The following is a 25623-nucleotide window of genomic DNA, read 5'->3' as shown; positions in this document are numbered from 1 at the left end:
CGAACCTGATCCAGCACCATCACGACACCGCCTTGCGCAGCGGGGTCACCCGCATCTGGTCCTGATGCGTGCCGATCGCGTCCGCGATGAAGCGCGCCGTGATCGGGGTGCCGTCATAATGCAGGATCGGCACCAGCCGGACCGGGTCGATGCCGTTCTCGGTGACGATCAGCTGGCGCAGCTGGGCGTCGCGGTTCTGCTCGACGACATAGACGAAGTCGTGCTCGGCAATGAAGCTCGCCACGCTGGAATGAAACGGGAAGGCGCGGATGCGCAGGCGGTCGAGCTGATGGCCGCGCGCCTCCAGCAGGCCGATCGCCTCGTCCATCGCCGGCGCGGTCGAGCCGAAATAGATGACGCCGTACTTCGTCGGCTTGGCCGCATTGGCCTGCAAGGGACGCGGCACCATGTCCTGCGCGGTCTGGAACTTGCGCAGCAGGCGCTGCACGTTGTCGGCATAGACGGCGCCTTCTTCCGAGTAGCGCGCGTAGCGGTCGCGCGAGGTGCCGCGGGTGAAGTAGGAGCCCTCGGTCGGATGCGTGCCCGGATAGGTGCGGAACGGAATGCCGTCGCCGTCGACGTCGAGATATCGGCCGAAGTCGCGGCCATCGTCCAGCATCTCCGCCGTCATCACCTTGCCGCGGTCATACTGCTTGGCGTCGTCCCATTTCAGCGGCCGGCACAGCCGCTGGTTCATGCCGATGTCGAGATCGAGCATCAGGAACACGGTGGTCTGCAGCCGCTCGGCGAGATCGAAGGACGCGGCGGCAAACTCGAACGCCTCCGCAGGATCCTCGGGGAACAGCATGACGTGCTTGGTGTCACCGTGCGAAGCATAGCCGCAGGCGATCAGGTCGCATTGCTGCGTGCGGGTCGGCATGCCGGTGGAGGGGCCGGCGCGCTGCACGTTCATGATGACGGCCGGGATCTCGGCAAAATAGGAGAGGCCGATGAACTCGGTCATCAGCGAAACGCCGGGGCCGGACGTCGTGGTGAAGGCGCGGGCGCCGTTCCATGACGCGCCGATCACCATGCCGATCGAGGCGAGCTCGTCCTCGGCCTGCACGATGGCGTATTTGGCCTGTCCCGTTTCCGGATCGTGCCGCAGCTTCTTGCAGTGATTGGTGAAGGCCTCCGCCAGCGACGATGACGGCGTGATCGGATACCACGCGCACACCGTGGCGCCGCCATAGACCGCGCCGAGCGCGGCGGCGTTGTTGCCTTCAAGGAAGATGCGGTCGCCGACCTTGTCGGCCTTGCGGATGCGCAGGCCGATCGGGCATTTCAAATTCTGCAGCGCCCAGTCGCGGCCGAGATGCAGCGCATGGACGTTGGACGACAGCAGCTTCTCCTTGCCCTTGTACTGCTCGCCGATCAGCTGCTCGATCAGCTTCGGGTCCATCTCGAGCAGCGCCGAGAGCGCACCGAGATAGATGATGTTCTTGAACAGCTGACGCTGCCGCGGATCGCTGTAGGTCGAGTTGGTGATCGCGGTCAGCGGCACGCCGATCACGGTGACGTCGTCGCGAAACTTGGTCGACGGCATCGGCTTGGTCGAATCGTAGAACAGATAGCCGCCCGGCACGATGCCGGCGACGTCCTTGTCCCAGGTCTGCGGGTTCATTGCCACCATCAAATCGGTGCCGCCGCCGCGCGCGCCGAGATGGCCGGCCTCCGTGACGCGCACCTCGTACCAGGTCGGCAGGCCCTGGATGTTCGACGGGAAGATGTTGCGCGGGGACACCGGCACGCCATGCCGGAGCACCGCGCGCGCGAACAATTCGTTGGCGCTGGCCGAGCCGGAGCCGTTGACGTTGGCGAAGCGGACGACGAAGTCGTTTACGCTGCTGAGCGGCGCTTGCTGGGACATGCGGTACCTGCGTGAGTCGTCTCGATGAAATATTTCTGCATGTCCCACGCACCGGTGGGGCAGCGCTCGGCGCACAGGCCGCAATGGAGGCAGACGTCCTCGTCCTTCACCATCACGCGCCCGGTCTTCAGGTCCGACGACACGTAGAGGTCCTGGTCGGGATGCAGCGACGGCGCCCGCAAGCGCGCGCGCAGATCAGCCTCCTCGCCATTCTCGGTGAAGGTGATGCAGTCCATCGGGCAGATGTCGGCGCAGGCGTCGCACTCGATGCACAGCGTGTTGGAGAACACCGTCTGTACGTCGCAGTTCAGGCAGCGATGCGCCTCGCCGAGCGCGAGCTTCACATCGTAGCCGAGCTCGACCTCGGCGCGGATATCCTTCAGCGCCACCACCTTGTCGCGGTGCGGCACCTTGAAGCGCTTCTCCGGCGAGATGTCGTTGTCATAGCTCCATTCGTGGATGCCCATCTTCTGCGACGAGACATGCACCTCCGGCAGCGGCCGCTCGGTGATATCCTCTCCCGAGAGCAGGCGATGGATCGACAGCGCCGCCTCGTGGCCTTGTGCTACCGCCCAGATGATGTTCTTCGGGCCGAACGCGGCGTCGCCGCCGAAGAAAACTTTCGGGTTGGTCGAGACGAAGGTCTTGGGATCGACCACCGGCATATGCCATTTGTCGAAGGTGATGCCGCAGTCGGACTCGATCCAGGGAAAGGCGTTCTCCTGGCCGACGGCGACGAGAACGTCGTCGCATTCATACGTCACGTCAGGCTCGCCCGAGGGCACCAGCGAGCGCCGGCCCTTGTCGTCATACTCGGCCTTCACCTTCTGGAAGGTGACGCCGGTGAGCTTGCCATTGTCGTGATTGAAGGCGACCGGCACGAGATAGTTGAGGATCGGAATGTCCTCGTGCAGCGCGTCTTCCTTTTCCCAGGGCGAGGCCTTCATCTCCTCGAAGCCGGAGCGCACGATGACCTTGACGTCCTCGCCGCCGAGGCGGCGCGCGGTGCGGCAGCAATCCATCGCGGTGTTGCCGCCGCCGAGAACGATCACGCGCCTGCCGATCTTGTCGGTGTGGCCGAACGACACGCTGGACAGCCAGTCGATGCCGAGATGGATGTTCCCTGCGGCTTCCTTGCGGCCGGGAATGTTCAGCTCGCGGCCGCGCGGTGCACCGGAGCCGATGAAGATGGCGTCGTAATTGTCGGCGAGCAGCGTCTTCAGGCTGTCGATGCGATGGCCGGCCTTGTAGTCGACGCCGAGGCTGAGCACATAGCCGGTCTCCTCGTCGATCACGCTGTCGGGCAGCCGGAACTTTGGAATCTGCGAGCGCATCATGCCGCCGGGCTTGGGATCGGCGTCGAACACGGTGCAGTGATATCCGAGCGGCGCGAGATCGCGTGCGACTGTCAGCGAGGCAGGGCCGCCGCCGACCAGTGCGATGCGCCGGCCGTTCTTCGGCACGGGACGCGGCATGCGCTGTTGCACGTCGTCCTTGAAGTCGGCCGCGACGCGTTTCAGCCGGCAGATCGCGACCGGGCTCTCCTCAACGCGGCCGCGCCGGCAGGCAGGCTCGCAGGGGCGATCGCAGGTGCGTCCGAGGATGCCGGGGAAGACGTTCGACTTCCAATTGATCATGTAGGCGTCGCTGTAGCGACCCTCGGCGATCAGGCGAATATATTCGGGGACCGGCGTGTGTGCGGGACAAGCCCATTGGCAATCGACCACTTTGTGGAAGTAGTCGGGCGCCGAGATATCAGTCGCTCTCATTCCTACCCTGTCCGCGCGGCGAACCACGAGCGCGCGGCCTTCCTGACGTGAGGACGACTGATGATCAGGATCAGCAGAGGATCGGTTGAGGTCCGTCAGCAGGCCCTGGTCGTCGCCCTTCTGTTTTTTGAATGGCTCAATTGAATAGTCGTATCAGACTAGAGCCATTCCAAGGCGCGCACAAAGGCAAATTTGCAGGGCTGCTGGTCATGCACAGTGGTGCATCGCCGCATTGCAGGCGCGATGTGGCCATGTGTTGCGATGCGATATTCGAAGCCGACTTCGAGACCGAACGGGTTGCGTTGGTATAGAGGTGGATGAGGAGGCACGCGCGTTGCCACATACTCGGTCGTCATGCCCGGGCTTGACCCGGGCATCCACGCACACTCAGGATGCCGGACGACGTGGATGGCCGGGACAAGCCCGGCCATGACGTGTGGATAGAGAGGGGCTCAAACTTAGTTGGTCGCGATGTCCGCGCGGCTCAGATCCCACATCAAACGATAGATGCCGGCTGAAATCTGCGTCGCCAAAGGTCCATCGACAGCCGCAAAACGCGTCGTCATCAGCGTCGCGATCGCGTGGCTGTCGGTGCCGTCGATCAGGATGAACCAGTCGGCATCGCGTGAGGTTGCTGGGACGCCAGCCGCCGGGCCGGAGAGATCCGCATCGCCTTCGAGCAGATGCATCGAGATCACGCCTCTGAGCTCGCGCGGATCGAGCTCGATCTGCAGCGCATCGCGTAGTGCGCCGTCCTGTCCTGGCTTCGGCCGCAGCCGGATGATGCCGAGCACCGCGCCGCGGCCGGCGCCTTTCGAGATCGTGATGCGCGCGACGCTGCGGATCATGTTCTTGAACCGCTCCATCACCGTCTTCGACCACTCCGTCGGCGCCTCCAGCCGCGCGCGATAGGGCGCGCTGTCGAGCACGTCGATGCTCTCCGTCGAATACAGGCACAGATATTTCGGGCTGCCCTGTTCGGCGACATAGCGCCGCGCCTCGATGAAGCCGGGGATCGCGACGCGCTCCTCCAGATGCTCGCTGTCGTACCAGCGGTTGAAATCGGCCTCGTCAGCGGCATCGATGTTCATCGATGTCAAAAGCATGCCTGTCCCGGCGATGGGCATTTCGAACCTCCTGGTGCGTGTGCTGATCCTCATCCTGAGGAGGCCGCCAAAAGCGGCCGTCTCGAAGGATGAGGCCCGAGGTGTCACGGGCCCCATGCTTCGAGACGGCGCTGGTGCGCCTCCTCAGCATGAGGGGAATGAGTGATGTGTTTAAGGCGCGCTAGCGCGCGTCGCCATATCGCAGATGGCTTTCATGACCGCATCGCGGATGCCGGGGTCATAAAGATTGTGACCTGCGGCTTCGACGACACGGATTTCAGCCTCGCGCCACACTTCAGCCAGCCGCGCGGACGTCGATGGCGGGCAAAGCAGGTCGTAGCGGCCCTGCACGATGATGCCGGGAATGCCGGCAAGCTTCGCAGCATCGCGCAGCAACTGGTCCGGCGCCATGAAGCTGTCGTGCGAGAAGTAATGCGCCTCCATGAACGGCGTCGCCGGCAAGGCGTTGCCCGAACGGATCGCGAGGCGGTCGAGGTGGGTGCGTGCGGGCTTCACTTCCGACAGCGCCCGCTCAACGTCGTGCCAGGCGCGCGCGGCCGGGCCGTGGATCGCTGGATCGGGATCGAGGATGCGGCGGAAATAGGCGTCGCACGGATTGGCGCGCTCGGTCTCCGGCAGCATCTCCAGGAAGTCGCGATGCAGCTTGGGATGAAACCGCGCCAGCGTCTCGCCGAACGCCATCTCCACTTCGGCGCGGGTGCCGAGAAAGGTCGCGCGCAGCACCAGGCCGGTCACGCGCTCCGGATGCGCCTGCGCATACGCCAGCGCCAATGTCGCACCCCAGGAGCCGCCGACCACCATCCAGCGCTCGAAGCCGAACTTCGCGCGGATCGCCTCCATGTCGGCGATCAGGTCGGGCAGGGTGTTGTTGTCGCGGCTGCGCGTGGGACGCGAGCGGCCGGCGCCGCGCTGGTCGAACAGCACCGCATGAAAGCGTTCGGGGTCGAACAGGCGGCGGTGATCCGGCTGGCAGCCCGAGCCGGGGCCGCCGTGAAGATAGACGGCGGGAATGCCGCCGGCGCGGCCGCTGCTCTCGACATAGATCTGGTGGCCGCCGGAGACGTCGAGCCATTCCGAGGTCAGCGGCGCGAATGGATCGTTGCGGCGCGCGGCGGCGCGGCCGGCTTCGGCGTCAGGCATCGTGACTCTCGGGCGTGCCGCCGGCAAAATTGCGATACAGGAAGCGGTCCTGGCCCGAGGCCGCATCGCGCTCGGCCTGCTTGAAGATGCTCTCGTGCAGCGGCGACAGGGTGCAGGCGGGATCGGTATTGGCGGCGTCGCCGGTCAGCGCGAACGCCTGGCAGCGGCAGCCGCCGAAATCGATCTCACGGAACTCGCAGGATTTGCACGGCTCCTTCATCCAGCCCGTGCCGCGATAGCGGTTGAAGGCCTCGGAGTTCTGCCAGATCCAGGCAATGGAGTTGTTCGAGCGCACCGACATGAAGTCCAGCCCGGTGATGCTCTCGGCGGCATGGCACGGCAGCACCTTGCCCGACGGCGAGATGTTGAAGAACTGCCGGCCCCAGCCGCCCATGCACTTCTTCGGCCGCAGCGCGTAATAGTCCGGCACGACATAGTCGATCGTCAGCGTGCCCTTCAGCCGCTCGCGCGCCTCCTCAACCAGGCGGTCGGTCTGTTCAAGCTGCTCGTAGGTCGGCATCAGGCTGGCGCGGTTCTTCAGCGCCCAGCCGTAATATTGCACGTTGGCGACCTCGAGCCGGTCGGCGTCGAGATCGACCGCCATCTGGATGATGTCAGGGAGCTGGTGCAGGTTTTGCCGGTGCATCACGGCGTTGACCGTCAGCGGCAGATCGAGCTCGCGCGTCCAGCGCGCGACGTCCAGCTTCTTGGCATGGCCGCCCTTGTAGCCGCCGACGCGGTCGGCGACGACGGGCTCGTTGCCCTGGAAGCTGATCTGCACGTGGCAGAGCCCGGCATCGGCCAGCTCCTTCAGCCGGTCGCGCGTCAGCAGCACGGCCGAGGTAATGAGGTTGGTGTAGAGCCCGACATCATTGGCGTGCTGCACCAGCTCGACGATGTCCTTGCGCGCGGTCGGCTCGCCGCCGGAGAAATGCACCTGCAGCACGCCGATCTCGGCGAGCTCGGACAGCACCTTCTTCCACTCGGCCGTCGTCAGCTCCTGCCCGGCGCGGTCGAGCTCCAGCGGGTTGGAGCAATAGGGGCATTGCAGCGGACAGCGATGCGTGAGCTCGAGCAGCACGGCCAGCGGAATGCCGTAGGTCTCGGCGACGGAGCCGCGGCGCTCCAGCACGGCGAGGCTGTCAGTCTCGTCGATCTGCGGCGTGGTCTCGGTGAGCTCGGTCATGATGTCGTCTCCCGAACCTCGGTGAGAAAGCCCTTGTCGGCGAGATCCTGCAGCATGGCGACGACATCGGTGGCGATGACATCGCGCGGCGCAGCGTATTTCGCCGCGAGCTCGTCGATGATCCCGGCGACGCTGCGCGCACCGTCGCACAGCTTCAGCACCTCGACAGCGATCTCATCCGGCGCCAGCACCCGCTCCGGGGCGAGGATCACCCAGACCTGGCGTGTCTCGTCATACTTCAGCTTGGTATGCCGCGGCAGCACCACGCGGCTGGTTTCGGTGACCTGGATGTGACGCGGGGCCATGGTGGTGTCTCTAAGCCGTTTGATTTTGCAGGAGCGCAGTGGTCGCCGCAGCATGCGGTGCAACTCCCCTCCCCCTTGCGGGGAGGGGTTGGGGGTGGGGGTCTCAGCAAAGACTGCCCGTGTGGACCCCCACCCCCGACCCCTCCCCGCAAGGGGGAGGGGGGCGCAGCAATTGCGTGGATCGAGCGAGTTTCCAAACATCGGCTCAATGTCCCAAATAGACTTCGACGACCTTCGGATCGTTCTTCACTCGCTCCATCGTGCCCTCGGACAGGATCTGCCCCTGGTGCAGCACGGTCACCTTGTGGGCGATGTCCTCGACGAACTTCATGTCGTGCTCGATGACGAGCACCGAGCGGTCCTTGATGATGCGGTTGAGCAGCTCGGCGGTCTTGGCGCGCTCGCTGACGCTCATGCCGGCGACGGGCTCGTCGAGCATCAGGAGGTCCGGATTCTGGATCAGCAGCATGCCGATCTCGAGCCACTGCTTCTGGCCGTGGCTGAGCTCGGCCGCCGAGGTCTTGAGGCGATCCTTGAGGAAGATCATCTCGGCAACCTCCTCGACGCGGTCCTTCACCACGGCGTCGCGCTTGAAGGCGAGCGAGCCGAACACGGTGCGGCCGCGCGGGAACGAGATCTCGAGATTCTCGAACACGCTGAGATCCTCGAACACCGACGGCGTCTGGAATTTGCGGCCTACGCCCGCCTTGACGATCTCGTTCTCGCGCAGCTTGGTCAGCTCCTTGCCGCGGAACTGGATCGAGCCGGAGGTCGCTTTGGTCTTGCCGCAGATCAGATCGAGCACCGTGGTCTTGCCGGCGCCGTTCGGGCCGATGATGACGCGGATCTCGTTCTCCTCGACATAGAAGGAGAGGTCGTTGACCGCTTTGAAGCCGTCGAAGGAGACGGTGAGCGCTTCGACCGCGAGCAGGAATTCCTTGGGCTGATGACCGATGAGCATCGCTGTGTCCTCACTCTGCGGGGGCGCCGTCGGCGACCAGGCCGCCATTGCCGGATTTCTTGGTGCGCGAGGCCAGCAGCCGGTCGATGCGCGGCTGCACGTAGTCGCCCCAGATGCCGGCGAGACCATTCGGGAAGGCGAGCACGACGGCGATGAACAGAGCACCGAGGCCGAACAGCCAGAGCTGCGGGAAGGTCTCCGACAGACTGGTCTTGGCGAAATTGACCAGGATCGTGCCGTAGACCGCGCCGAAGATGGAGAGCCGACCGCCGACCGCGGTGTAGATCACCATCTCGATCGACGGCACGATGCCGACGAAGGACGGCGACATGAAACCGACCTCCAGGGTGAACAGCGCACCCCCGACTGCGGCGAAGACCGCGGCAGCGCAGAAGGCGAAGATCTTGAAGTTGGCGACGCTGTAGCCGGAGAAGCGCACCCGGTCCTCCTGCTCACGCATCGCCACCAGGATGCGGCCGAGCTTGGTCAGGCGGATGAACTGCGCCACCAGGATGGCGACGAACAGCAGGAACACCTCGACGAAATACAGGATCAGCTTGGCCTGGTCGGTGCGGATGTCCCAGCCGTGCAGGGTACGCAGGTCGGTGATGCCGTTGATGCCGCCGGTGTAGCCCTGCTGGCCCACGATCAGGATGGTCAGGATGGCCGCAATCGCCTGGGTGATGATCGCGAAATAGACGCCGCCGACGCGCCGCTTGAACATCGCGGCACCGATAATGAAGGCGAAGATCGCCGGCACCAGGATGATCGCCGCCAGCGCGAACGGGAAGCTCTGGAACGGCTTCCAGAAGAACGGCAGCTGCGTCAGCTGATTCCAGTCCATGAAGTCGGGAATGCCCGGCGTCGACTGGATCTTGGTGTTGGCGACGCTGGACGCCTCCAGCTTCAGGAACATCGCCATGCAGTAGCCGCCGAGGCCGAAGAACACGCCCTGCCCCAGGCTCAGAATGCCGCCATAGCCCCAGCACAGCACCAGGCCGATCGCGACGAAGGAGTACGTCAGATACTTCGCGACCAGATTGAGGCGGAAGATGTCGAGCGCCAGCGGCAGGATGACGACGAGCAGCAGCAGCAGGGAGACGAAGCCGATGAGCTCCGAGCGGTTGAAAAAGCGCGAGTTGATCATGGCCGTGCTTTCTTGTTGGACTGACGAAGCTGGCTCATTTGCGGACCTTGAGGGCGAACAGGCCCTGCGGCCGCAGCATCAGGATGGCGACGATCGCAAGCAGCGTGAGGACTTTGGCCATCGAGCCGGACATGAAAAACTCCATGGTCGACTGCGCCTGGGAGATGGTGAAGGCCGAGGCGATGGTGCCGATCAGGCTGGCGGCGCCGCCGAACACGACGACCAGGAAGGTATCGACGATGTAGAGCTGGCCGGCGGTCGGACCGGTCGAGCCGATCATGGTGAAGGCGGAGCCTGCGACGCCGGCGATGCCGCAACCGAGACCGAAGGTGTAGCGGTCGACCTTCTCGGTGTTGATGCCGACGGCGCCGGCCATGACGCGGTTCTGCACCACGGCGCGGACCTGCTTGCCCCAGCGCGACAGGAACAGCACGTAGGCGACCACGATCGTGATCAGGATCGTCAGGCACATCACGAACATGCCGTTGATCGGGATCTGGATCGCGTCGGTGGCCTGCCAGGAGCCCATCATCCATTCGGGCAATTCGACACCGACCTCGCGGGCCCCGAACACCGAGCGATAGGCCTGCTGCAGGATCAGGCTGAGGCCCCAGGTGGCGAGCAGCGTGTCGAGGGGACGCTTGTAGAGGCGACTGATCATCGCCCACTCGACCAGCATGCCGAGCGATCCGGAGGCGACGAAGGCCAGCGCCATCGCGACGAAGAAGTAGCCTGGAAACAGCGACGGCAGGAAACTCTGGAAGGCGTTCGACGTCATCCAGGTGACGTAGGCGCCGAGGATCATGAACTCGCCATGGGCCATGTTGATGACGCCCATCTGGCCGAAGATGATGGCAAGCCCCAGCGCCATCAACACGTAGACCGAAAACAGGATGAGGCCCGCGAAGCCCTGCATCGCGAAGATCGCCCCGAGGTCGCCGATGGAGTAGTCGCCGAACATGATCCGTCCTCTTGTGATGCGTGGTGTCGGTGCGCACTGACTTGCGATTCGCATTCGCGCCCGGGGCATTGCCCCGGGCGAGATCGTTCCCTCCCCCCTTGTGGGGGAGGGCTAGGGAGGGGGGTCCACACGACGAGTTGTGGGTGGGGTACCCCCCCTCCCCAACCCTCCCCCACAAGGGGGGAGGGAGCGCACTTGCTGTGCAGCGGCGCGATCGCCTCATCAGCCCATCAAGATGAGGCGTCAGACCCGCCCTTACTGGTAGCCCTTCGGGAACGGATCGGGCTCGACCAGATCGGCGGTCTCGTAGATCAGCTCGTACTGACCGTCCGCCTTGGCGCGGCCGACTCGGGTCTTGGACCAGAGATGGTGGTTCTCGTGGATCCGGACATAGCCCTCCGGCGCGCCCTTGAACTCGATGCCGGGCGAGGCGGCGGCGATCTTGTCGATATCGAAGCTGCCGGCCTTCTCGACCGTCAACTTCCACAGCCACGGGCCGAGATACGCGGCCTGGGTGACGTCACCGATCACGGTCTTCTCGCCCCACATCTTCTTGAACGCGGAGACGAAGGCCTTGTTGTTGGGATTGTCGAGCGACTGGAAGTACTTCATGCAGGCATAGGCACCCGCGATGTTCTCACCGCCGATACCGTCGATCTCGTCCTCGGTCACGGAGATGGTGAGCAGGGTCTGCTTCGACATGTCGATGCCGGCCGCCTTGAGCTGCTTGTAGAAGGCGACGTTGGAGCCGCCGACGATGATCGCGTAGATCACGTCCGGCTTGGTCAGCTTGATCTTGTTGATGACCGAGTTGAACTGGGTGTGGCCGAGCGGGAAGTACTCTTCGCCGACGACCTTGGCGCCCTGCAGATGGCCCTCGATGTGCTTGCGGGCGATCTTGTTCGAGGTGCGCGGCCAGATGTAGTCCGAGCCGAGCAAATAGAAGGTCTTCGCGCCCTTGGTCTTGTTGACCCAGTCGAGGCCGGCGATGATCTGCTGCGTGGCTTCCTGGCCGGTGTAGATGACGTTCTTCGACTGCTCCAAGCCTTCGTAGAAGGTCGGGTAGTACAGCATGCCGTTGTACTGCTCGAACACCGGCAGCACCGCCTTGCGCGAGGCCGACGTCCAGCAGCCCATGACGGCCGCGCACTTGTCGTTGACGAGCAGCTTCTTGGCCTTCTCCGCAAAGGTCGGCCAGTCCGAGGCGCCATCCTCCTGGATGAACTTGATCTTGCGGCCGAGCACGCCGCCCGAGGCGTTGATCTGCTCGATCGCGAGCTTCTCGGCCTGCACCGAGCCGGTCTCCGAGATCGCCATGGTGCCGGTGACCGAATGCAGAATGCCGACGGTGACTTCGCTATCGGTGACTGCAAGTCCGGTGGTGTTGACAGCGGAGGTTGCGGGACCGGCGCCAAACGACGGGCGCGGCAGCATGGCGAGCGCCGGGATGGCGGCCATTCCCATCATCAATTGGCGCCGAAGTGGCGACTTCAGGCCTTTTTTCGTTTCGTCCGACATGAGCACCCCATTCCTTGGTTCGAGGACACGCGTTAGGTCGGACCAAGGATGGCGCGCTTCGTGCACTGCACGGATACGCAAGATTGCGTATACTGCACCGCAAAAGCGCGACGTAGGCTCACCGCAGATCTCGCGAGGGGTAGGACGAAGCGCGCAGGCGCTTTGCGTGAGGAGTTTTGAGAGTGGCAGGGCGGCAGCGGATCGACCGCGTCAGGCGCCAATACAACCAGTGGGTCGCCAACCAGACGTTGGAGGACTACGCACTCCGTTTCACCGCCAAGAGCGCCCGGCGCTGGTCCGCGGCCCGCGTTGCCAACACCGCGCTCGGCGCGATCTCGTTCCTGGCACTGGAGGCGATCGGCGGCACCATCACGCTGAACTACGGCGTCACCAACGCAACCGCTGCGATCCTGGTCGCCAGCGTCATCATCTTCTGCTGCGGCCTGCCGATCGCCTATTATGCGGCCAAATGCGGCATCGACATCGACCTGCTGACCCGAGGCGCGGGCTTCGGCTATATCGGCTCGACCATCACCTCGCTGATCTATGCCTCCTTCACTTTCATCTTCTTCGCCATCGAGGCCGTCATCCTCGCCTCCGCGCTGGAGATGTGTTTCGGCATCCCGCGCCCGATCGGCTATCTGATCAGCGCCGTCGTCATCATCCCGCTGGTGACCTACGGAATCACGCTGATCAGCCGCTTCCAATTGTGGACGCAGCCGCTCTGGGTCATCCTGCATATCCTTCCCTTCGCCGCGATCGCCTATGCCAGCCCGCATTCCTTTGCCGACTGGCAGCAGTTTCCGGGCGAACATGGCGATCCCATGGGACATCTCGACCTTGCCCTGTTCGGGACAGCGGCGGCCGTGGTGTTCTCGCTGGTCGCCCAGATCGGCGAACAAGTCGACTTCCTGCGCTTCCTGCCGCGCGATCGCCGGACATCGAAGCTCTCCTGGTGGATTGCGCTGCTGTCCGCGGGTCCCGGCTGGATCGTGCTCGGCGCGCTCAAGCTGATGGCCGGATCGTTCCTCGCCTTCTTCGCCTTGAGCCACGGAGTCTCCGCCGACCATGCGGCCGAGCCCGCGCACATGTATCTCGAGGCGTTCCGCTATGTGCTGGCGCGGCCGGATCTGGCGCTGGCCCTGACCGGGACCTTCGTGATCCTGTCGCAGATCAAGATCAACGTCACCAACGCCTATGCAGGCTCGATCGCCTGGTCGAACTTCTTCTCACGACTGACGCACAGCCACCCTGGCCGGGTGGTCTGGCTGGTGTTCAACGTCGTGGTCGCGCTGCTCTTGATGGAGATCGGCGTCTACAAGGCGCTGGAGCAGACCTTGGCGCTGTACTCCAACATCGCAATCTCCTGGGTCGGCGCGCTCGTCGCCGACCTCGTGATCAACAAGCCGCTGGGCCTGCGTCCGCCGCAGATGGAGTTCAAGCGCGCGCATCTCTACGACATCAACCCGGTGGGCGTAGGCGCGATGACCATCGCCACCATCGTCTCGATCAGCGCGTTCTATGGGCTATTCGGACCGACCGGCAAGGCGCTGTCGACCTTCGTCGCGCTCGGGGTTGCGCTCGTGACGGCGCCGGCGATCGCCTATCTCACCGACGGCAAATACTATCTCGCTCGCAAGCCGAAGCGCAGCTGGCAGAACATCGAGCAGATCCAATGCTGCATCTGTGAGCATCATTTCGAGCCGGAGGATACCGCCTCCTGCCCTGCCTATGCCGGCCCGATCTGCTCGCTGTGTTGCTCGCTCGACGCCCGCTGCCACGATCTCTGCAAGCCGCATGCGCGGGCGCAGGCCCAAGTGTCGGCTGCGCTCAGCGGCATGTTGCCGCAATCGGTGCTGGCGAAGATCAACTCTCAGTTCGGACATTACGTTGGCGTCTTCCTGACCTCGGCCGGGCTCGTCGCACTGACACTCGGCATGATCTATCTGGAGACCTCCGCCGCGTTGCCCGGCTATCGGGGCATCATTTCCGATGTTCTGTGGAAGGTGTTCTTCGCGCTCTCCATCATTATCGGCGTCGTCACCTGGCTTTTCGTTCTCGCGCAACAGAGCCGCCGCGCCGCCGAGGCCGAAACGCGGCGGCAGACGCAGCTCCTGATCCAGGAGATCGAGGCCCATAAGCGCACCGACGCCGAGTTGCAGCGAGCCAAGGAGGTCGCGGAATCTGCCAACCTCGCCAAGAGCCGCTACGTCGTCGGCCTGAGCCACGAGCTGCGCTCGCCGTTGAACGCGATCTCCGGCTATGCGCAGCTGCTCGAGCAGGATACGACGCTGGCGCCGAAGCCGAAGGATCAAGTACGGGTGGTTCGCCGCAGCGCCGACCACCTGTCGGGGCTGATCGACGGCATCCTCGATATCTCCAAGATCGAAGCCGGCCGTCTGTATCTGTCACGCGACGAGGTTCGCCTGAGCGAGTTCCTCGACCAGCTCGTCGGCATGTTCCGCCTGCAGGCGGCGGCAAAGGGCGTCGACTTCGTGTTCAAGCGCCCAGCCGTGTTGCCGCTCGTCGTCTATGCCGATGAGAAGCGGCTGCGCCAGATCCTGATCAACCTGCTGTCCAACGCGATCAAGTTCACCCAGGAAGGCAGCGTCCAGTTCGTCGTGCACTATCGCAGCCCCGTCGCCGAATTCGAGGTGATCGATACCGGCCCGGGCATCCAGCCCGACGATCTCGAGCGCATCTTTGCGCCGTTTGAGCGTGGCGCGCTCGGTGCAGCGCAGCCCCAGACCGGCACGGGCCTCGGCCTGACGATCAGCCGGCTGCTGGCAGGCGTGATGGGCGGCGACATCAAGGTCGAAAGCAAGGTCGGAATCGGCAGCACGTTCAAGGTCAAGATCCTGCTGTCCGAGGTGACCAACCCGACGCGGCACCCGCCGGTCAAGGCGCCGGTCGCCGGCTATCTCGGCCCGCGCAAGACCATCCTCGTCACCGACGATGATCCGGTGCATCGCGACCTTCTGCGTGAGGTGCTGACGCCGCTGGGCTTTATCCTCTTGAGCGCACCGGACGGCCCGGCGTGCCTGGCGCTGGCGCAGCACTGCCAGCCGGATCTGTTCATCCTGGACATCTCGATGCCGGGCATGGACGGCTGGACCGTCGCCGAGACGCTGCGCAGCAGCGGCCACCATCAGGCGCGCATCCTGATGACGTCGGCGAGCGCGCTGGAGGCGCACGGCCGGCCATTGGCGCAGCCGTTCCATGACAGCTATCTGATGAAGCCGATCGATATTCCCCGGCTGCTGGAGGCCATCCGCCAGTTACTCAAGGTCGAATGGAGCTATCAGACCGAGCATGCCGTCGTCCAACCACGCTGGCGACCCGAAGGCGGCTCGCGTCCGCCGCTGAAATATATCGAGGAGCTGATGAGCCTCGGGCAGATCGGCTACATCAGGGCCATCCAGTTGAAGCTCGAGGAGATCGGCAGCGCTCACCCCGAGCATGCCGAATTCGTCGCCCAGATGCGGACGCTGATCGACCGGTTCGACCTCGATCAGTACATGGCCACTCTGAAGACCTTGCACGCCTATGAACATTGACAGCAAAAAGCGCGATGTGGCGCTGGTCGTCGACGACTCGCCGGAGACGCTCCGGCTGCTCACCGACGCCCTCGATGGCGCCGGCATGACCGTGATGGTCGCGCTCGACGGCGCGGCCGCGATGCGCATCGTCGATCAGATCACGCCTGACATCATCCTGCTCGACGCCGTCATGCCCGGCATGGACGGTTTCGAGACCTGCCGCAAGCTGAAGCGCGAGGCGGGACTGTCCAATGTCCCCGTGATCTTCATGACCGGCCTCGCCGACACCGAGCACATCGTGCAGGGGCTGGAAGCTGGCGGCGTCGACTACGTCACCAAGCCGATCGCGGTCTCGGAGATGCTGGCGCGCATCCGCGTGCACCTCGCCAACGCGCGGATGACGCAAAGCGCGCGCGCCGCGCTGGACGTCTCCGGCCGCTTCCTGCTCGCGGTCAACCGCGAGGGCCGACTGATGTGGGCCACCCCGCAAGCGCAGAAGCTGCTGTCGGACAGTTTTGGGGCGACCGAGGAACTCGTGCTGCCGGACGCCCTGCGGCACTGGCTGGACCAGGCACAGAACGGCAAAGCCGGCACCAAGGCTGCGGCCACCATTCCCGATCATCCCGAGCTGCGCCTGTACTACATGGGCGGCGCCGGCCCGAACGAGTTCCTGCTGCGGCTCGCAAAGGAGGCCACAGGCGAACTGCCCAAGCAGTTTTCCAGCGAGTTCGGCCTCACCACTCGCGAAGGCGAGGTGCTGTCCTGGCTGTCGAAGGGCAAGACCAACCGCGACATCGCGCAGATCCTGGGCCTGAGCCCGCGCACCGTCGACAAGCATCTGGAGCAGATCTACGCCAAGCTCGGCGTCGAGAACCGCACGGCAGCAGCTGCCATTGCGACCGGCGTGACACGGCGGGAGAGTTGATCCTCCGCTGTCGTGCCGGGTTGGCGCCCATCCTCCGTGATCTGTCTTGGGGGAGCAGGACGGAAATTGTCATTCCGCCCTAAACACCTGCCTATGGCTATGGATCCCCGCTTTCGCGGGGATGACACCGTCAGTGGAGGAGGAGCCCGGGCTCAAGCAGTCAGCGCTTACCCATACATAAACGCCGGATCATCCAGATCGATCGCCGGGATCTGGTCCTTTTCGCTCCAGTAGTCCTGGCTGTGCTGCCATTCTGGCTTGTCGCCGCGCTTCGGCAATAGATGCATGTTGCGCATCATGTAGCCCGGATTGAAGTTCTCCGGGTCGATCCAGGGCAAGAGCGGCATGTTGTGGTCCTCCGGCCGCAAGGCCGGGGTCACCTTCTGCACGCCCTTCGCCTTCATGTGCGCGAGCAGCCGGCAGACGAACTCCGCGACCAGATCCGTCCGCAATGTCCAGCTGGCGCGGAAATAGCCGAACACCCAGGCGAGGTTCGGCACGCCCGTGAACATCATGCCGCGATAGGTCACGGTATCGCCGAAATCCAGCGGCTTGCCGTCGACGGTGAACGCGATGTCGCCGAGCACGCAGAGATCGAAGCCGGTCGCGGTGATGATGATATCGGCCTTGAGCTCATCGCCGGACTTCAGCTTGATCCCGCCTTCCGTGAAGCGTTCGATCTCATCGGTGACGACGGACGCCTTGCCGCTCTTGATGCCCTCGAACAGATCGGCATCGGGCACGAAGGCGATGCGCTGACGCCACGGACGATAGCTCGGCGTGAAGTGCTTGGCGGCATAGTCCGGCCCGATGATGGCGCTGATCTGCCCGATCAACTCCTTCTTCACCTGCTCGGGCTCGCTCAGGCAGCGCTTGGTGAACCAGTCCTGCTCGAACAGGATCTTGCGCCTGACGATCTCGTGAATCCATTCTTCCTTCACCTGCAGCCGGCGCAGCTCCTCGGCCAGCTCGATTGCGTTACGGCCAATGCGGAAATAGGTCGGCGAACGTTGCAGCATCGTGACATGCGCGCATTTTCCGGCAATCGACGGCAGGATCGTCGCCGCGGTCGCGCCCGAACCGATGACGACGACCTGCTTGCCGGTGAGGTCGAGATCCTCCGGCCACACCTGCGGATGCACGATACGGCCCTTGAATGTCGCCATGTCCGGCCACTCGGGCGTATAGCCCTTGGAATGCCGATAGTAGCCCTGGCACATCCAGAGAAAGTTTGCGGTGATGGTGACGGGCTCTTGATCCCGGCCCTTCACGGCGTGAACCGTCCAGAGATTGGTCGCGCTCGACCAGCTTGCCGAAACGATGCGATGGCCATAGCGGATGTGGCGGCCGAGATCGTTCTCCTCGATCACATCGCCCATGTATTTGAGAATTTCTTCCGCGGTCGCGATCGGCGGTCCGACCCACGGCTTGAAGCTGTAGCCGAACGTATGCAGGTCACTGTCGGAGCGGATACCGGGATAGCGATGCGTCCGCCAGGTGCCGCCGAAACTGTCCTGGCTTTCCAGGATCACGAAGCGCGTGTCCGGCATCTGCTTGGTCAACTGATAGGCGCTGCCGATGCCGGAGATGCCGGCGCCGACGATCAGTATGTCGAAATGTTCGGTCGCGTGAGAGGACGCAGCCTTCCGGATGGGCGCGATGACGTTCATGGGGATCCCTGGGCTTTTGCTTTTGGTGTTGTTTCCTCGTCTGACAGGCTGAACCTGATCACGACGATGGTCAACCCGCGACGGCGAGCCGCAACCCAGCCCCGAACGACGTCAATTTCCGCTGAGCGGCATGCCCCATTGCCGCGCGGTCTGCACGATCCAGTCGCGATACAGCGTGAGCGGTGTGACGCCCGTCATGCCGCCACATCCATCCGTCAGGTTGGGTCCGGTCGACCACGAGATCACACCGATCAGCAACTCGCCCTGCGCCTGTGTCTCGAAAGCAGGGCCGCCGGAATCGCCGGTACAGCCGCCGAGGCCGGGCTTGGCTCCTTGCGTCGCCGGATCGACGAGCCGTATCTGCAATGTGCCAGGCTTGCCGGTCGCGACCAGAGGAGCCGCGCGCACGACGCCGCCGCTCCTGCCGTCGCCGGGAATGGCCACGCCGATCCCCACCACAGTGAACGCATTGCCGGCCGCCAACGGCGGCTGCGGCACGCCCAGCGTGGCTGGTGCGCGCTCTCTCGCCGGCGCCTCCAACTCCAGCAGCGCGACATCGGCTGTGGCGCGATGAGCAAGGATCGATTGCATGCTGAAGCTCGGATGCACGGCGACGCGCCGCACCGTCTTCAGCACCGGCTTGCGCTCGCGATCGTATTCCACGATGCGGTAATCGACGCCCGGCTGCACGCAATGTCCGGCGGTCAGGACGAGCTTCGGGGCGATCAACGCGCCGCTGCAGAAATTGCCACGCGAGCCGACGATCGTGACCACGGAGCGCCCGATACCGTCGTTCGAGGCGGGCGCATTGCCGACGATCGCGAGCGCCGGCGAAGCGGCCAGCCATGCGGCGATGGAGATCGTGAGGAGCAGCTTCATCGCCGCAGCAATAGCGGCTGCAGGCGCCTTCGCCAAGCGAATCGCAAATTATGGCGCTCCGTGTTAGCGATCTCTCTGGGGAAGCGAACGAAGGACAGGACAGTGATGGTCGAGGCGGTGATTTTTGATTTCGGTGGCGTGATGACGACCTCACCGTTCGAAGCCTTTGCGCGGTTTGAGAAGGAGCGCGGCTATCCCGTCGATATCATTCGCAACACCAATGCCGCCAACCACCTCGAAAACGCCTGGGCCAAGTTCGAGCGCGCCGAGATCGACCTGGACACGTTCGACCGGCTGTTCGCCGAGGAATCGCTGGCGCTCGGCGGCGCCGCGGTGAGCGGACGCGAGATGCTGCCGCTGCTGGCCGGCGATCTCCGCCCCGACATGGTCGAGGCGCTGCGTCGGATCAAGACGGAGTGCAAGACTGGCTGCATCACCAACAACCTGCCGGCCAATGCGATCGGCAGCCAGGGCGGCCGCTCGTTCTACGTCGTCGAGGTGATGGCGCTGTTCGATCATGTCATCGAATCCGCCAAGATCGGCCTGCGCAAGCCCGATCCGCGCATCTACCAGATGATGACCGAAGCCCTCGGCGTCAACCCGGCGGACTGCGTCTATCTCGACGATCTCGGCGTCAACCTGAAGCCGGCGCGCGAGATGGGCATGACGACGATCAAGGTCGTCAGCGCGTCGCAGGCGATTGCCGAGCTGGAAGCAGCGACCGGGCTTTCCTTGCGCTGACTGTCGTGCCGCCGGCTTCGCGAGAGCGGCTAATAGTTGGTCTGTTTTGCCCGCTCGGGAAACGCGGCCGACAACGCCGCGCCATCGGCCTGCAGCACGCCGCGTTCGGTGATCAGTCCGCTCACCAGACGCGCCGGCGTGACGTCAAATCCGTAGTTCGCGACGGGTGATCCCGGCGGCACGATGCGCACTGTCTCGATGCGGCCGTCGACGGTGCGGCCGGTCATCTCCGTCACTTCCTGCGCGCTGCGCTGCTCGATCGGGATCTGCCGTCCGTCGGCGACGGCAAAGTCGATCGTCGGCGACGGCAGCGCGACGTAGAACGGCACGCCGTTGTCATGCGCCGCCAGCGCCTTCAGATAGGTGCCGATCTTGTTGCAGACATCGCCATTGGCGGCGACGCGGTCGGTGCCGACGATCGCGAGATCCACCATGCCATGCTGCATCAGGTGTCCGCCGGTGTTGTCCGGGATCACGGTGTGCGACACGCCGTGATGGCCGAGCTCCCAGGCGGTGAGCGAGGCGCCCTGGTTGCGTGGCCGCGTCTCGTCGACCCAGACATGGATCGGGATGCCGCGATCGTGGGCCAGATAGATCGGCGCCGTCGCCGTGCCCCAATCGACCGTCGCCAGCCAGCCGGCGTTGCAATGGGTCAGCACGTTGACGACTTCACCAGGCTTCTTGCGCGCGGCTGCGGCCTCGATCAGCGCGAGACCATGCGCCGCGATGCCCTGATTGATGGTGACGTCCTCGCCGGCAATGTCGACCGCACGCGCATAGGCCGCGTCCCGCCGCTCCGATGGCGCCAGCCGGCGCAGCATCGTGCTCATGGTGTCGAGCGCCCATTTCAGATTAATCGCCGTCGGCCGCGTGGCGATCAGCATCTCGTAGGCGCGGTCTATGCCAGGGTCGGAGCGGTCGTCGCGCATCGCCAACGCCATGCCGAAGGCGGCGGTCGCACCGATCAGCGGCGCACCGCGCACCAGCATGTGGCGGATCGCATCCGCCGCTTCCTCGCAGGTCGTGATCTTCGCCACGACAAACTCGTGCGGCAGCCGGCGCTGATCGATGGCACAAACCGTCCAGCCGTCGGCATCGAGCCAGATGCTGCGAAAATGCTTGCCGTCCACTTTCATGTTCGGCCTCCTGTCAGCCGCGCAGGATGCGGCCTGCGACCGCATCGAGCTTCTTGAGGAGGTCGGGATCGCGGGCCTCTGGCGCCGTGATCAAAGCAGTGTCGAGCGCGCGGTCCGAGCCGATCGGGCACGGCTCATGCTCATGCGGAAACTCGCGGGCGAGCCGCGCCACCAGCCCCTTGGCCTTGTCGGCGTTGGTGGTCAGCACCCGGATGATGTCCTGCACCGTGACGGCGTCGTGGTCCGGATGCCAGCAGTCGAAATCCGTCACCATCGCCACCGTCGCGTAGCAGATCTCGGCCTCGCGGGCGAGCTTGGCCTCGGGCATGTTGGTCATGCCGATCACCGAATAGCCCGACGATTTGTAGGTCATGCTCTCGGCATAGGTCGAGAACTGCGGCCCCTCCATGCAGACATAGGTCCCGCCGCGCACGACGGCGATGCCCTCAGCCTCCGCGGCCGCGGCGAGATGAATGCGCAGCCGCGGCGACACCGGATGCGCCATCGACACATGCGCGACGCAGCCTTTGCCGAAGAACGAGCTCTCACGCTTGTAGGTGCGGTCGACGAACTGATCGACCAGCACGAATGTGCCCGGCGGCAGCTCTTCCTTGAAGGAGCCACAGGCCGACAGCGACACCAGGTCGGTGACGCCAGCGCGCTTCAACACGTCGATGTTGGCGCGATAGTTGATGTCGGACGGTGACAGCCGGTGTCCCTTGTCGTGACGCGGCAGGAACACGATCGGCAGGCCGGCGATGGTGCCGCGCCGCAACGGCGCCGACGGCTCGCCCCACGGGCTCGCGATCACCTCTTCGTGGGCATCTTCCAGTCCCGGCAGGTCATAGATGCCCGAGCCGCCGATAATGCCAAGTACAGCCTTCGTCATGACGTCCCCATCTCCAAGGGAGATAAGAATGCCAGCTTTGAGGCAAATTGAAAACAGCGGCGGCGCGGCTGTCCGAAGACAGCTATGGTCAGGCCGCCTGGTCCGCCGCGAGCTGTCCGGCCACCAGCCGCTCGAGCGTGGCGATCGACCGGAAATTGTCCGGCGTGATCAGCTCCTGCGGAATCGTGAAATCGAACTCCGCCTCGATAGAGAGCATCAGATTGACCATGTCCATCGAGGTGAGGCCGGCATCCACGAGCTTCGTGTCGGCTTCGAGATCGGCGGAGATCCCGTTCTGAACCAGGATGTCCCGCACCAGCGCGACGACGCGGTCTGAAATATCGGCTTTAAAATTCGGCATGTGATTTCTCATTCGCAAGACAGCAGACGCGTGATCCACCTGTCGGTTGCCTCGATCGTAGAGATAACGCGGTATGGCAGCGAAAGCGTTACACAAGCGCGGTGTTCCATCCCTGAATTGTTTTAACGCTAACGCGTTAGCTCCAAATTGACCGGCGCCGGAAACCGACAATTAACCCCGGCCCCGTGATTCCACGGCGTTTACCTCGAATTTCGTCGACGCATTTGAATCAAATCCATACCCTGCGTTGCAGCCCAGAGACGGCGCAAGGCATCGGCGCAGCGTGACGGGACGCGGCAGGCCGGTCTTTCAACAACGACAAAATCCGGAGCTCAAATCGGTCATGACTGTCCAGGGAACCGCGCTTCGCACGCCGATCGCCGATGACGGCGAACGTCTCCTGCTCGATCGCAGCTCGCTGTTTCTGCAGCGGAGCGTCGCCGTGGCCGCGCAGGCGGCTGCCGAGGCAGAAGCCGTCGATCGCGACGGTCGTTTCCCCAAGGCCGCGATCGACGCGGCACGCGAGCAGAAGCTGCTGGGCATGCTGATCCCGGTCGAGTTCGGCGGCTTCGGCGCCTCGGTCCACGACATCGCCGACGTCTGCTACGCGCTCGGCCGCGCCTGCGCCTCCAGCGCCATGATCTTCGCCATGCACCAGACCAAGGTGGCCTGCATCGTCCGCCATGGCCGTGGCAATCCCTACATGGAATCCCTGATGCGGCGGATCGCATCCGAGCAGCTGCTGATGGCCTCCTCCACCACCGAGGGCCAGAACGGCGGCAACATCCGCGCCAGCGCGGCTGCCGTCGGCCATGATGGCGAGCGCATCACGCTGTCGCGCGATGCCACCGTGATCTCCTATGGCGCCGAGGCGGATGGTCTCGTGACGATCGCGCGGCGCGCCGACGGCGCAGCAGCCTCCGATCAGGTACTGCTGGCGCTGACCAAGGACGACTACACCATCACGCGCACCCAGGGCTGGGAGACGCTCGGCATGCGCGGCACCTGCTCGACCGGCTTTGCGCTCGAGGTGAACTGCCCCGCCGACCGCGTCTTCCCGGAAGCCTATGACCGCATCCACGGTCAGACGATGACGCCGTTCGCGCATCTGTGCTGGTCGTCTGCCTGGGCCGGCATCGCCGCCGCCGCCGTGCTGCGCGCACAGCGTTTCCTGCGCAAGGCCGCGCGCGGGGCGAACGGACAGATGCCGCCCGCCGCCGCGCACTACACCGCCGCCAAGATGGCGCTGGCCCGCCTGCGCGCGATGATCGTCACCAACATGGATGCGTTCGTCGCGCATGAATATGACGAGCGCGCGCTGAGCTCGCTCGACTTCCAGTCGTCGATCACACTGCTGAAGGTGCAGGCGTCCGAGCTCGCGGTCGAGACGGTGATGCATGCGATGCGCGCCTGCGGCCTGTCCGGCTATCGCAATGACGGCGAGTTCTCGATCGGCCGCCATCTGCGCGACGTGCTGTCGGCGCCGATCATGATCAACAATGATCGCATCCTGACCAATATCGCCACCGCGAATTTGATGAGCGCGGTTCCGGCCTCGCTCTACGAATAACGATCGCGCCGCACATCGATTTTGCCTCCAGACAGGATTTGAGACATGACCATTCCGGTTCTCCCGCAGTCGCCCGAGATTGCCCCTCAGCCGGTCGACGCCCTGGATCATCTCACCGACGCCCTCTTTCACCGCATGGGCGCGGATGGCGTCTATGCGCGCACCGCGCTCTACGAAGGCGTCGTCGAGCAGCTTGCCGCCCTCATCACCCGTCACCGCGAGCCCGGCACCGAAGTGATGCGCTTCCCGCCGGTGATGAGCCGCGCGCAGCTCGAGAAGTCCGGCTATCTCAAGAGCTTCCCCAACCTGCTCGGCTGCGTCTGCGGCCTGCATGGCACCGAGCGCGACATCCATGAGGCGGTGGCCCGCTTCGACCGGGGCGGCGACTGGACGACGTCGCTGTCGCCCGCCGATCTCGTGCTGTCGCCGGCGGCCTGCTATCCGGTCTATCCGATCGCGGCCAGCCGCGGCGCGCTGCCGGTCGGCGGTCTGCGCTTCGACGTCGCTGCCGATTGCTTCCGCCGCGAGCCGTCGCGGCATCTCGACCGGCTGCAATCGTTCCGGATGCGCGAATATGTCTGCATCGGCACGCCCGACGATGTCTCCGCTTTCCGCGACCGCTGGATGGTGAAGGCTCAGGCGATCGCCACGGACCTCGGCCTCTCGTTCCGCGTCGATCACGCAAGCGATCCGTTCTTCGGCCGCGTCGGCCAGATGAAGGCCGTCAGCCAGAAGCAGCAGTCGCTCAAGTTCGAGCTGCTGGTGCCGCTGCGCTCCGAGGAGCAGCCGACGGCCTGCATGAGCTTCAACTATCACCGCGAGCATTTCGGCACGACCTGGGGCATCGCCGACGCCGACGGCGCCCCGGCCCATACCGGCTGCGTCGCCTTCGGCATGGACCGGCTCGCTGTTGCGTTGTTCTACACCCACGGCGTCGATCTCGCGCGCTGGCCTTCGCGCGTCCGCGAGATGCTGCGGCTGGAGCGGCAGGCCGTCCCGGTCGGATAGCGCAGCGCTCACCGCCGGGGATCGACAAGACAGCTCATGACCGCGCTCAAGCCAGTGATCCGGTGCCGCGAGATCGGAGAGTCCGACCTCGATGCGGTGGCCGATCTCTTGACGCGCGGCTTCCCGCGGCGCCCGCGCGACTACTGGTCGAGCGGGCTGCGGCGGCAAGGAGGCCGGGCCGTACCTGACGGCTATCCGCGTTACGGCTATCTGCTGGACCACGACGGCAGCGCCGTCGGCGTTCTGCTCCTGATCTATAGCGATCGCGGCACGCCTGGAGAGCCGCGGATCTGGTGCAACCTGTCGAGCTGGTACGTCGAGCCTGCGTTCCGCAACTATGCGACGATGCTGACGCGCATCGCGCAGCGGCGGCCAGAGGTCACTTACGTCAATATCAGCGCGGCCAGGCCGACCTGGCCGATCATCGAGGCGCAGGGCTTTCGCGCCTATTGCCGCGGACTGTTCTTCTCGCTGCCCTTGCTGTCGACCGCCGGCCTCGGTTCGCCGATCGACCGGATCGAGGCGGACGCCGGGAGTGTGAACGGCATTCCGCCTCATGAAGCCGACCTGCTCATCCGCCACGCCCGCTACGGCTGTCTCAGCGTTGTCGTGCGTTCGAAGACCGGCCCCGTTCCTCTGGTCCTTCAGAAGGTCCGAATTCGGCAGGGACGCTGCGCCTTGCCTGCAATGCAGCTGATCTACTGCCGCGACATCTCCGACTACGTCGGCTGCGCCGGCGCGATCGGCCGGCTTCTGCTGCTGCGGCGCGGCCGCATCTCCGTGATGGTCGATGCCAACGGCCTGATCGACGGTCTCATCGGCATCTACACCGAGCGGCGCGGCCGGAAATACATCAAGGGCCCGCAACCGCCTCGGCTCGGCAATCTCAGCGATACCGAGCTTTCGCTGTATGGCCCCTAG

At 64.7% G+C, this 25623-nt stretch carries 21 protein-coding genes; 6 read left to right on the top strand and 15 right to left on the bottom strand.

Features of this window, described 5'->3' with window-relative positions; all coding sequences use genetic code 11:
• Positions 1–19 precede the first annotated feature (19 nt).
• The 10 genes from ACQR1L_RS22660 to urtA form a co-directional block, all read right to left on the bottom strand.
• On the bottom strand, positions 20–1870 hold the full coding sequence (locus tag ACQR1L_RS22660) for a 2-oxoacid:acceptor oxidoreductase subunit alpha (protein ID WP_434860139.1): 1851 nt from the start codon (positions 1868–1870) through the stop codon (positions 20–22).
• Complete coding sequence (locus ACQR1L_RS22655) at positions 1840–3639, bottom strand: FAD-dependent oxidoreductase (RefSeq protein ID WP_434860138.1); 1800 nt, start codon at positions 3637–3639, stop codon at positions 1840–1842. The genes ACQR1L_RS22660 and ACQR1L_RS22655 overlap by 31 nt, the downstream gene beginning before the upstream one ends.
• 458 nt (positions 3640–4097) lie before the next feature.
• The gene (locus tag ACQR1L_RS22650; protein ID WP_434860137.1) at positions 4098–4766 is read right to left on the bottom strand and encodes a hypothetical protein; all 669 of its coding nucleotides are present in this window, start codon (positions 4764–4766) and stop codon (positions 4098–4100) included.
• Positions 4767–4916: 150 nt separating this feature from the next.
• The gene (pip, locus tag ACQR1L_RS22645; RefSeq protein WP_434860136.1) at positions 4917–5906 is read right to left on the bottom strand and encodes a prolyl aminopeptidase; all 990 of its coding nucleotides are present in this window, start codon (positions 5904–5906) and stop codon (positions 4917–4919) included.
• Positions 5899–7092, bottom strand: a complete 1194-nt coding sequence (gene pqqE, locus ACQR1L_RS22640; RefSeq protein WP_434860135.1) for a pyrroloquinoline quinone biosynthesis protein PqqE — start codon at positions 7090–7092, stop codon at positions 5899–5901. Before pqqE ends, pip begins: the two co-directional genes overlap by 8 nt.
• Positions 7089–7397, bottom strand: coding sequence for a pyrroloquinoline quinone biosynthesis peptide chaperone PqqD (pqqD, locus tag ACQR1L_RS22635; protein ID WP_008966525.1), 309 nt, complete (start codon positions 7395–7397; stop codon positions 7089–7091). The genes pqqE and pqqD overlap by 4 nt, the downstream gene beginning before the upstream one ends.
• A 205-nt stretch (positions 7398–7602) precedes the next feature.
• Positions 7603–8358 (bottom strand): urea ABC transporter ATP-binding protein UrtD, encoded by a 756-nt coding sequence (urtD, locus tag ACQR1L_RS22630; RefSeq protein WP_006615092.1) that lies wholly within the window; start codon positions 8356–8358, stop codon positions 7603–7605.
• Positions 8359–8368: 10 nt separating this feature from the next.
• Positions 8369–9505 (bottom strand): urea ABC transporter permease subunit UrtC, encoded by a 1137-nt coding sequence (gene urtC, locus ACQR1L_RS22625; protein ID WP_434860134.1) that lies wholly within the window; start codon positions 9503–9505, stop codon positions 8369–8371.
• A 34-nt stretch (positions 9506–9539) separates the two neighbouring features.
• Positions 9540–10466: an urea ABC transporter permease subunit UrtB gene (gene urtB, locus ACQR1L_RS22620; RefSeq protein ID WP_434860133.1), complete on the bottom strand. Its 927-nt coding sequence runs from the start codon at positions 10464–10466 to the stop codon at positions 9540–9542.
• 255 nt (positions 10467–10721) lie between these two features.
• Entirely contained in the window at positions 10722–11984 is a 1263-nt protein-coding gene (gene urtA, locus ACQR1L_RS22615; protein WP_434860132.1) for an urea ABC transporter substrate-binding protein, read from the bottom strand.
• A gap of 182 nt (positions 11985–12166) precedes the next feature.
• On the opposite strand from urtA, the gene ACQR1L_RS22610 reads away from it, so the two are divergent.
• Together ACQR1L_RS22610 and ACQR1L_RS22605 are read left to right on the top strand one after the other, a co-directional pair.
• Positions 12167–15541 (top strand): hybrid sensor histidine kinase/response regulator, encoded by a 3375-nt coding sequence (locus ACQR1L_RS22610; RefSeq protein ID WP_434860131.1) that lies wholly within the window; start codon positions 12167–12169, stop codon positions 15539–15541.
• A complete protein-coding gene (locus tag ACQR1L_RS22605) occupies positions 15531–16448 on the top strand; it encodes a response regulator (RefSeq protein ID WP_434860130.1) in 918 nt (305 codons plus the stop codon). Before ACQR1L_RS22610 ends, ACQR1L_RS22605 begins: the two co-directional genes overlap by 11 nt.
• Before the next feature lie 167 nt (positions 16449–16615).
• Here the strand turns inward: ACQR1L_RS22605 and ACQR1L_RS22600 are convergent, their stop codons facing one another.
• Complete coding sequence (locus tag ACQR1L_RS22600; protein WP_434860129.1) at positions 16616–18118, bottom strand: flavin-containing monooxygenase; 1503 nt, start codon at positions 18116–18118, stop codon at positions 16616–16618.
• A 111-nt stretch (positions 18119–18229) separates the two neighbouring features.
• Positions 18230–18997, bottom strand: a complete 768-nt coding sequence (locus ACQR1L_RS22595; protein ID WP_434860128.1) for a S1 family peptidase — start codon at positions 18995–18997, stop codon at positions 18230–18232.
• A gap of 102 nt (positions 18998–19099) precedes the next feature.
• On the opposite strand from ACQR1L_RS22595, the gene ACQR1L_RS22590 reads away from it, so the two are divergent.
• On the top strand, positions 19100–19738 hold the full coding sequence (locus ACQR1L_RS22590) for an HAD-IA family hydrolase (protein ID WP_434860127.1): 639 nt from the start codon (positions 19100–19102) through the stop codon (positions 19736–19738).
• A 29-nt stretch (positions 19739–19767) separates the two neighbouring features.
• Here the strand turns inward: ACQR1L_RS22590 and mtnA are convergent, their stop codons facing one another.
• The 3 genes from mtnA to ACQR1L_RS22575 all read right to left on the bottom strand — a co-directional run bounded on the left by mtnA (position 19768) and on the right by ACQR1L_RS22575 (position 22124).
• Complete coding sequence (gene mtnA, locus ACQR1L_RS22585; RefSeq protein WP_434860126.1) at positions 19768–20874, bottom strand: S-methyl-5-thioribose-1-phosphate isomerase; 1107 nt, start codon at positions 20872–20874, stop codon at positions 19768–19770.
• A 13-nt stretch (positions 20875–20887) separates the two neighbouring features.
• Entirely contained in the window at positions 20888–21763 is an 876-nt protein-coding gene (locus tag ACQR1L_RS22580) for an S-methyl-5'-thioadenosine phosphorylase (RefSeq protein WP_434860125.1), read from the bottom strand.
• 88 nt (positions 21764–21851) lie between these two features.
• A complete protein-coding gene (locus tag ACQR1L_RS22575; protein WP_434860124.1) occupies positions 21852–22124 on the bottom strand; it encodes a phosphopantetheine-binding protein in 273 nt (90 codons plus the stop codon).
• Between the two features lie 343 nt (positions 22125–22467).
• Between ACQR1L_RS22575 and ACQR1L_RS22570 the strand changes: the two genes are divergently transcribed.
• From ACQR1L_RS22570 to ACQR1L_RS22560, 3 genes are read left to right on the top strand one after another with little or no spacing between them, the layout of a single operon-like run.
• On the top strand, positions 22468–23694 hold the full coding sequence (locus ACQR1L_RS22570; RefSeq protein WP_434860123.1) for an acyl-CoA dehydrogenase family protein: 1227 nt from the start codon (positions 22468–22470) through the stop codon (positions 23692–23694).
• Positions 23695–23739: 45 nt separating this feature from the next.
• The gene (locus tag ACQR1L_RS22565; RefSeq protein ID WP_434860122.1) at positions 23740–24702 is read left to right on the top strand and encodes an amino acid--[acyl-carrier-protein] ligase; all 963 of its coding nucleotides are present in this window, start codon (positions 23740–23742) and stop codon (positions 24700–24702) included.
• Positions 24703–24738: 36 nt separating this feature from the next.
• Positions 24739–25623 (top strand): acyl-CoA acyltransferase, encoded by an 885-nt coding sequence (locus ACQR1L_RS22560; protein ID WP_434860121.1) that lies wholly within the window; start codon positions 24739–24741, stop codon positions 25621–25623.

The organism is Bradyrhizobium sp. HKCCYLR20261 (assembly GCF_051168435.1).
GTDB lineage: Bacteria > Pseudomonadota > Alphaproteobacteria > Rhizobiales > Xanthobacteraceae > Bradyrhizobium.
This window is presented reverse-complemented; position numbering and strand designations above follow the sequence as displayed.

Bases quoted from the DNA above. Each gene is read 5' to 3' on its own strand.
- ACQR1L_RS22660 (WP_434860139.1), bottom strand. From the start codon at position 1,870: ATGTCCCAGCAAGCGCCGCTCAGCAGCGTAAACGACTTCGTCGTCCGC.
- ACQR1L_RS22655 (WP_434860138.1), bottom strand. From the start codon at position 3,639: ATGAGAGCGACTGATATCTCGGCGCCCGACTACTTCCACAAAGTGGTC.
- ACQR1L_RS22650 (WP_434860137.1), bottom strand. From the start codon at position 4,766: ATGCCCATCGCCGGGACAGGCATGCTTTTGACATCGATGAACATCGAT.
- pip (WP_434860136.1), bottom strand. From the start codon at position 5,906: ATGCCTGACGCCGAAGCCGGCCGCGCCGCCGCGCGCCGCAACGATCCA.
- pqqE (WP_434860135.1), bottom strand. From the start codon at position 7,092: ATGACCGAGCTCACCGAGACCACGCCGCAGATCGACGAGACTGACAGC.
- pqqD (WP_008966525.1), bottom strand. From the start codon at position 7,397: ATGGCCCCGCGTCACATCCAGGTCACCGAAACCAGCCGCGTGGTGCTG.
- urtD (WP_006615092.1), bottom strand. From the start codon at position 8,358: ATGCTCATCGGTCATCAGCCCAAGGAATTCCTGCTCGCGGTCGAAGCG.
- urtC (WP_434860134.1), bottom strand. From the start codon at position 9,505: ATGATCAACTCGCGCTTTTTCAACCGCTCGGAGCTCATCGGCTTCGTC.
- urtB (WP_434860133.1), bottom strand. From the start codon at position 10,466: ATGTTCGGCGACTACTCCATCGGCGACCTCGGGGCGATCTTCGCGATG.
- urtA (WP_434860132.1), bottom strand. From the start codon at position 11,984: ATGTCGGACGAAACGAAAAAAGGCCTGAAGTCGCCACTTCGGCGCCAA.
- ACQR1L_RS22605 (WP_434860130.1), top strand. From the start codon at position 15,531: ATGAACATTGACAGCAAAAAGCGCGATGTGGCGCTGGTCGTCGACGAC.
- ACQR1L_RS22600 (WP_434860129.1), bottom strand. From the start codon at position 18,118: ATGAACGTCATCGCGCCCATCCGGAAGGCTGCGTCCTCTCACGCGACC.
- ACQR1L_RS22595 (WP_434860128.1), bottom strand. From the start codon at position 18,997: ATGAAGCTGCTCCTCACGATCTCCATCGCCGCATGGCTGGCCGCTTCG.
- mtnA (WP_434860126.1), bottom strand. From the start codon at position 20,874: ATGAAAGTGGACGGCAAGCATTTTCGCAGCATCTGGCTCGATGCCGAC.
- ACQR1L_RS22580 (WP_434860125.1), bottom strand. From the start codon at position 21,763: ATGACGAAGGCTGTACTTGGCATTATCGGCGGCTCGGGCATCTATGAC.
- ACQR1L_RS22575 (WP_434860124.1), bottom strand. From the start codon at position 22,124: ATGCCGAATTTTAAAGCCGATATTTCAGACCGCGTCGTCGCGCTGGTG.
- ACQR1L_RS22570 (WP_434860123.1), top strand. From the start codon at position 22,468: ATGACTGTCCAGGGAACCGCGCTTCGCACGCCGATCGCCGATGACGGC.
- ACQR1L_RS22565 (WP_434860122.1), top strand. From the start codon at position 23,740: ATGACCATTCCGGTTCTCCCGCAGTCGCCCGAGATTGCCCCTCAGCCG.
- ACQR1L_RS22560 (WP_434860121.1), top strand. From the start codon at position 24,739: ATGACCGCGCTCAAGCCAGTGATCCGGTGCCGCGAGATCGGAGAGTCC.